The 14693-nt window shown below is 48.6% G+C and carries 16 protein-coding genes; 11 read left to right on the top strand and 5 right to left on the bottom strand.

Annotation, left to right across the window (positions count from 1 at the left end; translation table 11 throughout):
- Positions 1–21: 21 nt before the first annotated feature.
- Genes ABC502_RS09020 through ABC502_RS09035 form a run of 4 tightly spaced genes read right to left on the bottom strand, consistent with a single transcriptional unit; the run spans position 22 to position 3292 of the window.
- Positions 22–534, bottom strand: a complete 513-nt coding sequence (locus ABC502_RS09020; protein WP_345915635.1) for a DUF3592 domain-containing protein — start codon at positions 532–534, stop codon at positions 22–24.
- A gap of 1 nt (position 535) precedes the next feature.
- Complete coding sequence (locus ABC502_RS09025; protein WP_345915636.1) at positions 536–1627, bottom strand: DUF3137 domain-containing protein; 1092 nt, start codon at positions 1625–1627, stop codon at positions 536–538.
- Positions 1628–1673: 46 nt separating this feature from the next.
- Positions 1674–2219 carry a DUF3592 domain-containing protein gene (locus ABC502_RS09030; protein WP_345915637.1) on the bottom strand — a complete coding sequence of 182 codons (546 nt, stop codon included), beginning with the start codon at positions 2217–2219 and terminating at the stop codon, positions 1674–1676.
- Positions 2216–3292: a DUF3137 domain-containing protein gene (locus ABC502_RS09035; RefSeq protein ID WP_345915638.1), complete on the bottom strand. Its 1077-nt coding sequence runs from the start codon at positions 3290–3292 to the stop codon at positions 2216–2218. Before ABC502_RS09035 ends, ABC502_RS09030 begins: the two co-directional genes overlap by 4 nt.
- 272 nt (positions 3293–3564) lie before the next feature.
- On the opposite strand from ABC502_RS09035, the gene ABC502_RS09040 reads away from it, so the two are divergent.
- From ABC502_RS09040 to ABC502_RS09075, 8 genes are all read left to right on the top strand, one after another.
- Positions 3565–4512 (top strand): hypothetical protein, encoded by a 948-nt coding sequence (locus tag ABC502_RS09040; RefSeq protein ID WP_345915639.1) that lies wholly within the window; start codon positions 3565–3567, stop codon positions 4510–4512.
- A 12-nt stretch (positions 4513–4524) separates the two neighbouring features.
- Positions 4525–5574, top strand: coding sequence for a DUF1566 domain-containing protein (locus ABC502_RS09045; protein ID WP_345915640.1), 1050 nt, complete (start codon positions 4525–4527; stop codon positions 5572–5574).
- 308 nt (positions 5575–5882) lie between these two features.
- Positions 5883–6446 (top strand): hypothetical protein, encoded by a 564-nt coding sequence (locus tag ABC502_RS09050; RefSeq protein ID WP_345915641.1) that lies wholly within the window; start codon positions 5883–5885, stop codon positions 6444–6446.
- 3 nt (positions 6447–6449) lie between these two features.
- The gene (locus ABC502_RS09055) at positions 6450–7133 is read left to right on the top strand and encodes a hypothetical protein (RefSeq protein WP_345915642.1); all 684 of its coding nucleotides are present in this window, start codon (positions 6450–6452) and stop codon (positions 7131–7133) included.
- A 331-nt stretch (positions 7134–7464) separates the two neighbouring features.
- Positions 7465–8631 carry a hypothetical protein gene (locus ABC502_RS09060; RefSeq protein WP_345915643.1) on the top strand — a complete coding sequence of 389 codons (1167 nt, stop codon included), beginning with the start codon at positions 7465–7467 and terminating at the stop codon, positions 8629–8631.
- Between the two features lie 8 nt (positions 8632–8639).
- On the top strand, positions 8640–9146 hold the full coding sequence (locus ABC502_RS09065; protein ID WP_330089404.1) for a hypothetical protein: 507 nt from the start codon (positions 8640–8642) through the stop codon (positions 9144–9146).
- A complete protein-coding gene (locus ABC502_RS09070) occupies positions 9143–9670 on the top strand; it encodes a hypothetical protein (protein ID WP_330089405.1) in 528 nt (175 codons plus the stop codon). Before ABC502_RS09065 ends, ABC502_RS09070 begins: the two co-directional genes overlap by 4 nt.
- 343 nt (positions 9671–10013) lie before the next feature.
- Entirely contained in the window at positions 10014–10751 is a 738-nt protein-coding gene (locus ABC502_RS09075) for a hypothetical protein (RefSeq protein WP_345915644.1), read from the top strand.
- On the opposite strand, the gene ABC502_RS09080 is transcribed toward ABC502_RS09075, so the two are convergent.
- Positions 10732–11910: an IS4 family transposase gene (locus tag ABC502_RS09080; protein ID WP_345915645.1), complete on the bottom strand. Its 1179-nt coding sequence runs from the start codon at positions 11908–11910 to the stop codon at positions 10732–10734. The two genes, ABC502_RS09075 and ABC502_RS09080, sit on opposite strands and share 20 nt — an antisense overlap.
- A gap of 408 nt (positions 11911–12318) precedes the next feature.
- On the opposite strand from ABC502_RS09080, the gene ABC502_RS09085 reads away from it, so the two are divergent.
- The 3 genes from ABC502_RS09085 (at position 12319) to ABC502_RS09095 (ending at position 14105) form a co-directional block, all read left to right on the top strand.
- Positions 12319–12942, top strand: a complete 624-nt coding sequence (locus ABC502_RS09085; protein ID WP_345915646.1) for a hypothetical protein — start codon at positions 12319–12321, stop codon at positions 12940–12942.
- A complete protein-coding gene (locus ABC502_RS09090) occupies positions 12939–13481 on the top strand; it encodes a hypothetical protein (protein WP_330089415.1) in 543 nt (180 codons plus the stop codon). Before ABC502_RS09085 ends, ABC502_RS09090 begins: the two co-directional genes overlap by 4 nt.
- 99 nt (positions 13482–13580) lie before the next feature.
- Positions 13581–14105 (top strand): hypothetical protein, encoded by a 525-nt coding sequence (locus ABC502_RS09095; RefSeq protein ID WP_330089416.1) that lies wholly within the window; start codon positions 13581–13583, stop codon positions 14103–14105.
- Positions 14106–14693: the final 588 nt, after the last annotated feature.

Genomic DNA, 14693 nt, shown 5'->3' on the forward strand with positions numbered 1-14693 from the left:
TTCTTATGCTGTTTGCAGGCCCTAAGTTGTCATAAGGATAAAAAGTGCCAGTAAACCAAAAAGGTAAGTCGGAATAAGTAGCAGCAGCCTGGTATCCAGGGTCGCCTGGCTGCATTTTTTTGCTGACGGCATCAGTCGCCGGATTAAGATCAGCGAAAAACTTATCACTGCACTGCCATAGAAAAGTATGTCCCTCAAAATCCTCTGCCAGTTTATGATCATGGCTTGCGTTGGCTCCGAGGTGTTATAGCGTATAGGCAGTGGGTCGCCTGTTTGATAATCCCTGTAATAGGCAGCTTGACTGCTAAACCTTTGTTGCAGTCTTTGCCCGTCCGCTGTTTCAAAGGCCACGGTCAATTCAATAGTACAACCTTTGCCGCTAGGGCTACGACAACCGCTTTCCAGCACCCTGCTGGTAATCACTCCGCTAGCAGTTTCGCCTTGGGTAAGAAAGCTGACCGAGCTTTTTGCTGTCGACAGCGCAGCATACCAAAAAGGGATCGCCAGCATCAGAAACAACAGGATACGCTTCATTTTATTTCCTCGGGGCGGGCAAGCTCGAAAACTGTCCCAGCAAGGTATCCAGTAAGGCAAAAAGCTGCTCCAGCTCCTGGATGCAAGGTTGGCCTGCCAAACAGCTGGCAATGGGCGTATCGAGCGCCAAAGGGCTGGCAAAGCGCAGCCCTGGGATCAGCAGTATCAGGCTGGATCCTTCCAAATGTGCATGCACAGGGCTTAAGCTGTTTGGGCTGATGGTGCTAAGTCGTTCCATCACCGCAGGTGTCAGCCAGGCTCTGGCAGCTACCTGGTCGGTACTTTCGACCCGAAAGCGGTCACTAAACCGGCTTTGCTCCAAATGCACCCTAGCTGCACTGGCTAAAGGGCAGGCCAGGTTTAAAGTGGTGATGCCTTTAAAGCTTTGGGGCAGCTGTAGGATTAGCATATGGCCCTCAAAGTGCACCGTAGTTCCTTTTTGTTTATGGGGGCCATACAACTTAACCTGTTCCAGCTCCCAGTCGCAGCCGCGGTAGTTCCCATGAAAGTAGTTGGCTTGCTCGGTCTGGCGGATTCTCAGGTTAAGGTGGCGGGTACCAAAGTACAGCCGGGTTTGAAAGCGGCTTAGCGCAATGCTTTGCCCGGCCTGGTAATGAAAACTGCCATATTTGCTGCCAATGGCAGGCAATAAGTAGGTAAGAAACTGATGATTTAAGCGGGCATAGCCGGGCAGGATCCCTTCATCTAACATATGTTTTGGCAAATGAAACCAGCACCAGAGCAGCAAAATGACAATAACCACTGTCCCCGCGCCATGAGCGAACAAAAGCATGCACACCAGGCTAAAGATGGCTAACACGGGAAAGGCGACCTTGCGGATGGGCCAGCAGTTGCGTACCAGTTGCTGGCGCTGCTGTTCCAGTTGCTGCAATACCTCCTGATGGTTCTGAGCCAGGTACTGTTCTTGCTCTGGTGAGAGTTCGCTGCTGGTGGGCTTCAAAGCCGGGCGGCGGGCCAGGGCACGGTATAGCCACTGAAGCTCTCCGGCATACAGGGCTGCTAAAAATCTCCAGCGCTGAGCGCGCGATAGTTTTAACTCTGCAGCCATCGGTTGGCATTGTGTTGTTTCCATCGGATTGCTCATGGTACTTTGTTTATTTCCAAGTTATCAGAAAAACTTACAGCATCATCACCAAAAATCCTGCCAGCAACAGCAAAACACCCGCTATCAGGCAAAGGCTTTTATTTTCTTTGACTTGCCGGGATGATTGGGCTGGTTCTTGCCAAAATCGCCGGATGCAAAGCAGGGTCAAGCCAATAGCAAAAAGTAATGAAGCAACGCCTTCCGCCCAGAGGGTACTGAACTCCTGTACTACGGCCTGTTCCGGTTGCTGTGTTTTATAGCGTACCTGAATGGTGTTACCTTTATCCCAGATACTGGTAAACCGTCGTCGATCGAATGCTTGCTCAATGTGTTGACCATTAGCTGTGCTGTAGCGGATCACTGGTTTGCTGGTTAGCTTTCTGTTTCGTCGATAGACGGCACTGCCCTCAATCTGGACATCAATAATCACACCTAGGCTGACTTCGGTATCTCGAACATCCGCTAGGCTGGATGCAAGCTGTTTCATCGTCATGTTCCAGCAGAGTATGGTAAGCAACAGCAAGATGGTGCTAAGTGCAGTTCTGGCATTGAATACACTGGGTTGAGACAAGGTTTTCATCTAGGTTGCTCCGGCCTTGTAGGAAATTGTTTTAACATGGCGTCCAGCAGCAAATACAGCTGCTGTACTTCTTTTAACAGGGGAACATCGGCCAGGTTGTGGGTGATGGGGGTATTGATGTCCAAAGGGCTGGCAAAAGCCATGCCTGGCAGCAACAGCAATAAAGTTGAGCCTGTTAAATGGGCTCGCATGATACCGGGGCACAAGGTTCGAATGTGTGTCAGCCGCTCCATCACGGCAGGGGTAAGCCAGGCTCTGGCAGCAATCTGATCGGTGCTTTCAACCCGGGTTGTTTCACTGAAATGGCTTTTCTCCAGGTGCACCCTGGATGCACCGGGCGCGGTGCAAAACATATTTAAGGTGGTGGTACCGGCAAAGCTTTGCGGTAACTGCACCAGCAGTATATGACCACGGAATAAAGTTTGCTGTTTGTGATTGTAAAATCGCACTTGTTGCAGCACCCAGGGGCAGTCACGATAGTGCCCATAAAAATGATCGCTTTGCTCTATTCTGCGAATAACTTGAGACACTTGAATATGGCTGGTGCCAAAATGCAGCTGTTTTTTCAGATGGTCCAGCGCCATAGCTCCTTGGCGTTGATACCGAATATCCCCGAAGTTGTGCAGCACTGCCGGTAGCAAGGTGCTGCGGTAGTCATTATCAAGTGCTTGATAGTCGTCCAGCAGTGTTTCTTTCACCACTTGGCGTGGTATGAAAATCCAGGCCGCCAGTAAGACCAGCAGCGTGGTCGGGAGTGGGCTTGTGCTTTGAAAAGCCACTACGGCAAGTGTCAGGCTGATGATCAGCAAGCCTGGGAAACAAAACATGCGAAGAGGGCGGGTTGAAAGTAGCAGCTGTTGGCGCTGCTGCTCCAGCCGGGTTATGTCTTTACTGCAAATAGCGGGCAGTTGCTCTGTTAACGTGGCGTCGGCGTTTGACCGAGCTTTTTTAAAGCGCAGTTTGCCAAAGAATCGTTTGTATTCTGTTTTCAGCAGCGCATTGGTCAGGCTTTGGTCGTTATTTCGCCGAAAAGCCTGTTCCAGAGGATCATCCACACTGTTTGCTTGGGGCATTTAGGGCTCCCCGTGGTCATGGCCATTATTGGCTGAAATGCGTTGTAGCTGCCTCCAGCGCTGAGCACGCTCTGTAGCTGGCAGATGATTTTTGGGGATATCTGTTGGTTCAGTCATATCGGGCTTTTATGGCAGCTCGTAAGCTTGGGGTTTTTCATGCCGGCAATGTGGCTTTACTTGCGAAGCGCCTGGCCAGCCTTTTCTGGCCAAAGATGATAACGTATTTCATTGCTTGCTGTAAGTAAATTGTAAGGTTTTGCCAGCAGGAGAGGTTGGCAACAGGTTGCCCATTAAACCATGAGGTCGCGGGTCAAGGCTCCGCATCTTCCATAGCCAGGGCGAGAAGAGCTGCAGACAATGCAGTGATTGCCGCGGCAGAGCCAAGAGGCTTAGGCAATTACAACAGTGCAGAGCCTGGAATACCAGGGGGAGGCTGGGGCAGTGGCCCGGGCGGAGGCTCTGGCTCTGGCTCTGGCGGTGGAAGTGGAGGGGGCTCAGGTGGTGGCGCTGTAGGAGGCGGCTGGGGCAGTGGTCCAGGTGGAGGAGCTGGCGGTGGTTGGTTTTTACCACCTGGTGGCGGTGGCGGCAGTTGCCCAATCAGCCCGGCTAGTGCCGCACAAAAAGCGTCGGGGACGAACTATGTGTGGGCAGCACAAACCTCGGATGAAGGTTGTGATGCGGAGAAAGCTGAACGAGAAAAGCTAGAGCAGGATAAAGCCTGGCTACAAGCACAAATAGATTTGCTGTTTTGCCATAATCAACCAGAGAAACCCAAGTGTGAGCCAGTGTTAAAGGAAACAAATATATTCTCCGGCCCAAATGGCGCAGATAATGCAGCCAAAGAAGTCTTGAATGCGTTAACCGCTTTGGCCCATCAGGCGCAGTTAGAGATAGGTGGTTATATCAACAAACTGACAGCACCTAACGGTACGGCTTATTATCAGTATACCAAGCCGATGGTGGGTGAGAGGCGAAGTGTGGCTCTGCCTGTAACTGGCCAGATTGGCTACCATACGCATCCGACTGGTACCCTGCTGTTTTCGAATACGATTACCAACCCCACAGGCTCTGATGCAGAATGGGTTGCTGACTCCAATAATCATTTGTATGTCGGTGCACTGCAAGGAGGGGATGTTAAGATAGGCATATGTGAACACAGCTCTGCTTGCATGAGAGGCATAGGACGATTTGGCAATGAAGCAACACGCGAAGTTCAATAGTTAGGAGGGGGTATGTTAATTGCATTGTTGGCAACTGTAGCAGGCGTATGGCCTCAGCTTCCGCAAATTGAGCGTTACATTGATGTGTGTGAGTCGGCTTATATGGAGTATAGCCAAGAGCCATTGCCTGTTGAAGTAGACCATATTTCAGTTTGGGTAGGTGGAAAGCATAGCAGTATCGGTTTTGTTCAAGGTGATTTAGGGTTAGTAACAAGAGAACCGGCCGGGGGATATGAGCTGAGCTGGGTTTGTGAGCTGGAGAATCGCACCGAAGAGATTTACGCATTGGGACGTAATGGTGAAGCACCATTTATTATGCCAGACTCAGCTAACTATAAGCGTGTTGTGTCTGATTTAAACACAGAGTTTGATGTGGTTGAGTTTCATGTAAAACAGGGAGTGCGTCGATTTCTGGGTAGTCGCCGTTACAGTCAACAAGGAATTGGTGTTTACTTTAAAAGGGTCCGTCCAAGCGATGTGATTCTAAATGGCTATCACAGCTTAGCGGGTCTCGACGAATTACCCCCAGCCCATGCTGGTTTAGTGTTGCCGGTCGCAGAAGCCAGCCGTTATCAGGACAACAACGATGGTACGGTAACGGATAGAACCACGGGTTTAATGTGGCAACGATGTGCAGTAGGAAGGGAATGGCGCGAAGGCCGGTGCGAAGGTGAAGCCCTGGTCGTACCCTACCAGGAGGCGGAAGTGCAAGTAAAGTGGGCCAACCATAACAGCGTAGCAGGCTACAGCGACTGGCGGTTACCGCAGATAGAAGAGCTTGCCGGCTTGGTGTACTGTAGCAGCGGGCAGCGTAACCGGATTTATCCAAGCGGCTATGGTGGTGAATGCCTGGGGGACTATCAGGTGCCAACCTTAATGCTGGAAGCCTTTGATAAGGATGTAGCCTGGGGCGGTACTCAATTGATGCCGTTTTGGAGCAGTAGCTTGTGGCGCAACAGTGATAGAACATACTGGACGGTATTTTTTGATACTGGGTTTATTGCAGATAGCAGAAATAAAGATAGGAGCGCCATTCGCCTGGTGCGCGAAGTTAATCCATAGAGTGTCAACATGATGGACTGTAAGCAACAACGGGGCCGTTTGGCTCCTTTGTTGCTCTTGGATAGTGCTATTTTAGCGCTGATGATTGGGCATTGGCAGGTTTTTGGTGTCCATAAAACGATAGGTAACCCAGGCTCAAAGCTACGCTAGCCGGGCATGCAATACGATTGTCCGAGATATAAGGCGCAGCGTTATGACTATGCCAGCGATAGCCGTTATTACGGTGGCTCAGGTGGTGGCGCTGTACACTACATAAAGCTAACCGACGACGCAGAACAAACTAACAGGCAATGCTCAAGGGGATATGTATGAAATTGCATTTTACAATAGCGGCGCTATTTACTCTTGCCGTGACGTTTAAATTAGCTGCTGCTGACGTGAGCACACCATCGGTTGTGGCGCCAACACAACGGCACTTAACGGAGTTACTGGCTTATTTTGACGAGCCAAGATTTATGGAAAATATTGTGGTGGTGGGGTGGCTGTGTACTGCCTCAATAAAAGAACAAGAGGCTTATACGTTTGAGTTTAACGACAGCACGCACGATCTTGAGAACTTTATTACCTTGAACTTGTTCACTAAAGGTTTATTTCTTACCAAGGAAGACTGCCCTGTTGTGGAAATAAATGAAAAGGAAGATCGTGAATTCAACTACAGCAATGGCATTACATTAAAAATTAACCGGGAGCAGGTAGCGCAACTGCGGGAGCTCTCAGGCCAGTTGGTGACGTTAAGAGGTGATTATTTTTCCTGGCACAATGTGATATCCATGGAGTCACCTTTTAAATCCGGGGAGATGCTTGTCAAAGACATGGCTGCGGGCAACCAACGCTTTCAGGGAGCTTTCGGGCCAATTAAGGAAAAGGAATAACCTATGCGCTGGTTATGTATTTTCCTTGTCATGTTATCGGCTACAAAAAGTCTGGCGCAGGAATTGCCTTTTACCTCGCTACCCAGTAAAAGCCGCAACTTGTTGTTTTTGATCCAAGGAGGTCAGGTTGAAAGCTATGAGATTTTTGTACAAGGCTGGTATTGCCTTACCAATGGTGAGGGAGGATTGTTTTTAACCCGCTCAGATTGCCTGGCAGGTAATGTAGACAATGCTATTCGGTTAGAACATTCTGCAAGACGAATACGAGAGTTAGACGCCTGGGGCCAGCCTCGATTTATTGAGGTATCCGGCGACTTTACATCATGGCGGCAGCACCAGCCAGCTCAAAGTACTTTTATCTGGGGAGAGTTAAAAGCAAATGGTCGTCATATCACAGATATAACACCAGTTGCGTTCCGCACTGTAGCCGAGCAAGAAGCGGAGGCAAAGCGCCTGCAAAAGAATGAAGAACGTGGAGAGATTTTTTGGAAGCTATTGGTTTTAATTTACGATGAAGAAGATCAATGCATTTCGTCTGTTAAAGAACTGTGTGGTTTAGATGGCTTTTTCGAACAGAGCATGAAAATACTGAAAGAAATTTGCCCCGCAAGGCCAGATGATCTGAGCATTAAGCCGTTATGTGAGTTGCTTCAAGAATACCAAGCGTTTCTTGAACGCTGGCCCTAATTGGCCGGCCGACGGCTGAGCCGGTGCAGCTTTTCGTAACAATGTATACGATTTCTTTGATATCAAGCCTGAGAAATTGAAGCGTATCAAGTTTAATATGTTTGATGTGATGCTGCTGTCTAATCGTGGCGTTCGGGCAATTGATATTCAGTCGAACTGGGTGTATCTGCAATAGGGCTGCTAAGGGTTGAATTGGGTGTTATTAGGCTTGAATTCATTCCATCTTCTCTGTTTCATTGCTGTAAAATAAGTTGTCTGCACCTGGGGCTCTTGTTACTATTTGGCTTTGAATGTTTCTAAGTGGCCAACAATAAAAATACAGGGCGAATGGATGATGGTATTGATGCAAGGGAGACGGATTCGGGGGCAGAGCATCACAGAGTACGTCATTATTGTAACGCTATTAGCGGTAGCAGCATTGACAGTATTTAGTTTTTTTGGTGGTACTCAACGGCATCAGGTTGCTGCATTAAGCCATGAGGTCGCGGGTCAAGGCTCCGCATCTTCCATAGCCAGGGCGAGAAGAGCTGCAGACAATGCAGTGATTGCCGCGGCAGAGCCAAGAGGCTTAGGCAATTACAACAGTGCAGAGCCTGGAATACCAGGGGGAGGCTGGGGCAGTGGCCCGGGCGTAGGCTCAGGCGGTGGAAGTGGAGGGGGCTCAGGTGGCGGAGATGGTTCAGGTGGTGGCGCTGTAGGAGGGGGCTGGGGCAGTGGTCCCGGTGGAGGAGCTGGCGGTGGTTGGTTTTTACCACCTGGCGGAGGTGGCGGCAGTTGCCCAATCAGCCCGGCCAGTGCCACCCAAAAGGCTTCGGGGACGAACTATGTGTGGGCAGCTCCCAAAGAGCCTGTGACCCAGTATGTGTGGGCGGCGCAAAGTGAAGAGGAGTGTCGGGAGTGGGGCATTCACGAAGAGTTTAGCCTTCGAATTCAGGTATCCCCTTTGATCAGCAGCGAAAAAACGTTGTTTGATGATAGAATTACAACAGCACTGCCGCGATTGGCTGAGCTGATTACCGCGCTATCGGCTGATGCCGCGACCTTAACTGCTGAACAAAGAGCCTTACGAGACAGGATAGCATTACTCTACGGTTTGCATGGAAGTAGTGATCCGCTTTTTGGTTTTTTGCAAAGTACCTTGTTACCCAATATGCGGGCGATTGAAGCAGAGTTGAAACATGCAAGGGAGGATTCCTCCAAGGTATTCAGGGCCAGCGCAAAAAATATTAAGGGTGGTTATTATAGACTGAATGGCAATATTTATCTGACAGAAGACTTTTGGAAAGATAACCCTAAAGAGCAAGCATTAACCATAGTGCATGAGTATGCGCATAAGGTGGGGATGGATCACAAAGAGGGGTTCACACGAGCTCATGTTGAGAGAGATCGGGTTTTGGTGTTTTATATGGGTTTTGGGGATCCTGGGCGTAAGGCTGCATTGAAAGATAATATTGACGAACTCTATTTTTTAGAAGAGTTGTTAGCTCGGGAATGGTAGGAGGTCAGATGCGACTTTGGTATCTATTACTGCTGGTGTTTGCGCCTTTGGTGGCGGCCAATAATGACGTTGCGCCAGCACTGGATAATATTGTTGCTGTGGAGCTGGAGTTCACCTGCCAGCGGCCTTATGTAGCGACTGTACGTTTTTACAACCGCATTCATGAACCGCTACGGGGGCGACTTATACGAGTTGACCCAGCAGGTTATTGGAATTCTTATGAATTTAAGATTGACACACATAACGGACGTGCGAGGCGGGATAGGGTTAATAGTATCCATTATGAAAACCGGGTGCTGGAGGATATTTACGTAGTGCTGCCAGCGGGCGGGGTTTTACAAAGCATTATTAACCTGGATGAGCAATTTATTATCCCAAAAGATGGGTTTAGCGGTATTCGGTTTAGTAGCTATTGGGAGGATGTCCAATTTGCGGATGGTAGTACGCGTTGGATAAGATTGGAGTCAGATTTCATGAAGTTTGAAGACTACTGCATCAGGGAGCAAAACCAATGAAGCTGATATGGATACTGTGTTTGGTGTTTGGCTCTGCATCTGCATCTACAACAGCAGAGCGAACGTTGATTTATGCTTATTACCTGCCATCGACACTGAGCGTGCAGTGCGAGGAGCCAGGCAAGCGACTGATTGCCGAGGTAGAGGTGATGAATGCCACCCATATTGAAGCTAAAGAGCATCCGCAGTTTATTTCTAGCTTATGGCTACCGGCCCATAAGTTTGCCGAAGATGGCCGCTATGTCGTAAACCATTTTATTGTGCAGAACCAGGACGACAGTCTGGCGCTGTTTACTGGCCAGCAAAAATACCTGTATAGCTGGAATAAAGCCATGGACATGCTGGAACTGGCACCGGCTGAATCGGTGACTATTCGGGTGAATTTATACGATTACTTTGATATTCAGCCAGACAAGCTGAAGCGTATCAAGTTTGATTTATTTGGTGTGCGGGTACAAACACCCCGGACTCTGATAGAGCAGGATATTCAGTCGAACTGGGTGTATCTGCCACAGGGCTGCTAAGCATGCCCCACAGCGCATACAGCATGCGGCCAAATGCATTCCGTGTTTGGTCGGTGCTGTCTGATTAAAGTATCTATCTTCTTTTATGTGAATAAAAGTCTGCTTGAGAAAGGTGCTTTTCTAAACGGCAACCAACCAACACGTACAATTCAATAGTAGGGAGTAGCATATGTTCACAGCATTGCTGGTGGGCCATGCCATTTTGGATGATGGCTGATGCGCGATAAATTCAATTTTTATTTGCGTTTGGTTTTTATTATTATATCAAGCACTAATGACATGTTTCTTTTTTGGGGCTGGGTGCAGGGATTAAGAGGGCGTGCATTGGTTTTAGGCCAGGGGCATGACGGAATATGCGATTATCGTGGCGGTGGTGGCGATAAGCGCGATAACCGCTTTTAAGTATTTTGGTGGTGTACAGCGCAGCCTGGTAGCGGCGATAACGCAGGAATGGGCGGGCCAGGAAAGTGGCGGTACACTGGCTTTGGCGCAAAGCTACGCCAGCCGGGCACGCAATGCGGCCGGCCGGGATTTGGGACTGGGTGATTACTACGCCGGTGGTGGTAGCTTCGGCGGTGGCGGCATGTGCCCAATCAGCCCGGCCAGAGCCGCCAAAAAGGCTTCGGGAACGAACTATGTGTGGGCGGTTAGCGATGGCGCAGCTGATTGCACTGAGCCTGAAGAACCGCTAGTCAAGGCTGTTTATCTAAGTGATGAGCTGGACTTTATTAAAACAGTGGTTGAAGATTTTGGCGTTCTGCAGATGTTTGAAAGTTACTTCCCTGATGGTAAAACGATTCGTTTTAAAGTAGATAACAGCATCTCAGGTTCAATGCAAGTGACATCAACAGATCCGGATACAATCCTTGTAAATGTTGATATGTTAACTGGGCCAGATAACTTATTAGAAGCACGTCATTTGGCCTCAATTGTTGGTCATGAAATCGTTCATGTTTATGACATCAATTACCGGAAGCAACTTGGTTTGGCTATAGATAACCGATTTAGGTGGCAGAGTGAGATTAATCTGAGGGATCCCCACGAATTTAAAGCCCATAGTATCAGCTCTTTTCCAATTTGATCACAGCCCAATCCAACTCGCCAACCCAGAGCATGATTTGCTCTATGGCGGCGGCTATCTGTGCAGCACTTAGCCGGAGCCGCTCGAACTTGCATTGCCGCATGCCCAGATAATTGAAGGATAGCACCCTCCTGTCTCGCACCGTATTGGCCTGAAACTGCCGGTGTAGGCCCGCCATCTCTGTAGCAACTCCCGGCATGTAATGCAGCCAGTTCGCCAGAGCGGCCAGTAAAATAAGGAGCGCCAAACGCGTTGGCTCCGTGGTGCCATGCGCATTGCTGCCCAGCCCATAAATACTGCTTTTCTGGTCCCGGAAGCTGGCTTCGATTTGCATGCGCTTGCCGTAACAGGTTGCGACTTTATCGGCATAGTTCATGCACTTTGGCAGGGATGACACCAGCAGCCAAGGTTCTTTGTATTTGCGCTTTTTGTCCCGTTTTCTGAGTTTCCAGCCGGTGCCAACCAGTACCGCCTGAGCTTGATAGCACTTGGCTTTGGTGAGCTCAATGCACCCCAGGTGATTCGGATTGCAGCGGGCTTTTTTGTACAGCTCCTGCACACTGATAAATTCATCGTGCTCTGGCAATTTCACATGCTGATTGCCGCGAACCCGGCCGATGAAGTGCCAACTGTGCTTGCGCACCTCTTTGAACCACGGGACTTTAAAGCCTGCATCGGTGACAATCACTGGCTTGCAGTCACTAGGAAGCATAAGTTTCAGGCGCTTCAGGAACTGACGGTGTACCCGTGGACTGTTGTAATCATCGGTGGGGGCGACCATTTGCAGCAAGGTCAGTGAGCGACCTTCCAAGGCAAGACTGGCTCTTAATATGTGGTTCTGCTTCCTGGTGTCGGCATTGCTCCAGTCCACCAGGATGATAGGGTGCTTGCTGTTTGCCAGAATGGCTCTGGTCATCAATGCATAGATGCAAGGCATTTCAGCCAGGAGTTTGTTGTTGCTGAGCAGCCGGTCTGCCCGTTTGATGCTGTGTTTTTCGCAGGTATCGCTGTCTATGCCCCGGCCAATTGCGGTAACCGTACAACGCTGATGCTGCAGCAAGCTTTGTGTTGCTGCAAGTAGTGATGAAAATCTGGTCTTATGCATCCTTTCAGGGGTGACAAAAGAGAGAAAATGAGCGAGCATAGTTTTCACATTCATGGCTGTTAGTGGCTTGGTTTAGTTTTGGCGAACGATCAGATCGTGAACGGCCATGAATGTTCCCTTCTCGCCTAACTTTTTGTTTTCTCTAGCTCATTTGTGGGGATACCTTAGGCTGCAGACAATGCAGTGATTGCCGCGGCAGAGCCAAGAGGCTTAGGCAATTACAACAGTGCAGAGCCTGGAATACCAGGGGGAGGCTGGGGCAGTGGCCCGGGCGTAGGCTCAGGCGGTGGAAGTGGAGGGGGCTCAGGTGGCGGAGATGGTTCAGGTGGTGGCGCTGTAGGAGGGGGCTGGGGCAGTGGTCCCGGTGGAGGAGCTGGCGGTGGTTGGTTTTTACCACCTGGCGGAGGTGGCGGCAGTTGCCCAATCAGCCCGGCCAGTGCCACCCAAAAGGCTTCGGGGACTATGTATGTTTGGGCGGCGCAAACCTTGGATGATGTTTGTGATAACAAGCCGCCAAGCCTCGACCCACCAGAATGGGAGAACAGAGAGCTTAACGATGAAGAAAAAGCAGCGTTAAAGCAGGAGTTAGATCACTTTAACCAGCTGGTAAGTGAACTGGACTATTTTGATACCGCAGAAGATGCGGCCAAGTGGTTGCATGAGCATGGCTGGTTTTTAACGCAAAGGCATGGTGCAGAAATATCAGCGCGGATTTTTCAGCATGATAGCAACACCAAATTTTCCATCGGCAAGGTAGTTACCAGCTATCATACCGCCAAAGTAAAAGGGCATGATCAGCTTGGTTCATTGCCTTTCAAGTCACCTCCTGATGCTGTGCTTCATGCAGACTGGCATACTCACCCAAATGTAGGCTCTGATGGTTTTTCTCTTGGAGACTATCAATATAATTTACATCGATTTGTCAGTTACCAGCGAGGGCCTTTTGCGCTATATGGCACATCATTGAAGTATTATGACGGTATAGCAGCTTGGGATGAATTTGGTGGCACGCCATCACCAGCGGTGGAATTGCCAGAGTCGATAGCCATCAAGTATGTAAAATGTATACAGGGGTTTTGTTTATGAAAAAAGCCATATTTGCAGTGTTGTTTTGCTATGCGGCAACGGCTACCGCGTCTCTTGAACCAATTTATATGAACCGGCTAACATTTAGCCAGTTGCAGATGAGTGCAGAAACGCTTGATAATATAAATGTCGATATGATAGGTGTGTTAAGTTTAAACAGTGATGGCCGAGTGTATTTATGTGAATCGCTTGATGCTTGTTTATCGTGGAGTCCTACCAAGCTTGAGGTAGATATAGCGGCGTTGAAACGATATGAGCAATATGAACAATATGATACTGATTGGTACAGTATCTTTGATCTCTGTCATGTTCAGGTTTCTGGGGAATATGTCCGTGATGCAGCGGAAGATTATGGGAACCGTTTGGGGCTCCTTACCGGCAATAATATCAGAATAATGCTATCCGTTTCTCGTGTGGATTATGCCGATTTTAATCCACATTGCAGGGCTTGGAATCTAGCCGTTGAAACGTCGAAAAAAAATGGTAATGAAGCATTTTTACTTGAAAGAGTTAAACGAATGAAGTTCCAAACTCATTAGCGCTACCTCGAGTGAGTTTGGCGGAACGCCATCACCAGCGGTGGAATTGCCAGAGTCGATAGCCATCAAATATGTAAAATGTATACAGGGGTACTGTCTATGAAAAGAGCCATATTTGCAGTGTTGTTATGCTATGCGGCTACCGCTACCGCGTCTCTTGAACCAATCTATATGAGCCGGCCAACCTATAGTCAGTTGCAGGCGAATGCAGATACCTATCATGATACCCATGTCGGCATGATGGGTGTGTTGAGTCTGAATGCAGATGGCCGTGTGTATTTATGTGAGTCGCTAGATGTCTGTTTATCCTGGAATCCAAATAAGCTCGAAGTGAATAGAGTCGCGCTTAAGGAATCTTTGGGAAAAAATTATAAACGTCTTGACCGTTGTCATGTGCATGTGTCTGGCACTTATATTCGTGATGAGGTGAATGACTTCGGTATTCGAATAGGCTTACTGAGCGGCAGTCTTATCCGGGTACAGTTATCTATTTCAAGAGAAGATTATGCTGAGTTTAATCCGCATTGTGATGTTTGGAACCAGGCTGTAGAGACATCTAAGAAGCCGGGGAATGAGAACATGCTTTCAGAAATAATAGATCGCATGAAATATACTGTTATGTGATTATCACAGCGTTTGTAGACAACTGGTTCAAATCAATATTAATCACACTGGGTTTGTGAGGCAAGCGACACAAGGTAGAGTGTGCGAGCTGGCGGATTAGGCTGTAATGTTGTGGATGATGGGAGGGTGTTTTATCGATAAGCCGCGTGGCCTTTTGCGCTCTATGGTACTTCGTTAAAATACTATGATGGCATAGCAACCTGGAATGAGTTTGGCGGAGTTTTGCCGATTAGAGCACCACATTTATTGGTTGTGAGGTTGATATGAAAGCTTATTATTTATTGTTCTTGTTCGTTTTTTTTCCGGCTTTAGCTGTCGATTATGATCTATTCTCCTGTTCGCTAAAGTTAGATCCTAAGTAGCTTTTTGACAACATATTGCAGCCGCCGGCTGAAAGCAAAAAGTGACTTGTTATCGTTAGATACTTGGATAATGGTTGCATGGGGTGTTATTAGGCTTGCATTCATTCCATCTTCTCTGTTTCATTGCTGTAAAATAAGTTGTCTGCACCTGGGGCTCTTGTTACTATTTGGCTTTGAATGTTTCTAAGTGGCCAACAATAAAAATACAGGGCGAATGGATGATGGT

Origin of the sequence: Alkalimonas sp. NCh-2, assembly GCF_039631345.1 — a bacterium.
Lineage (GTDB): Bacteria > Pseudomonadota > Gammaproteobacteria > Enterobacterales > Alteromonadaceae > Alkalimonas > Alkalimonas mucilaginosa.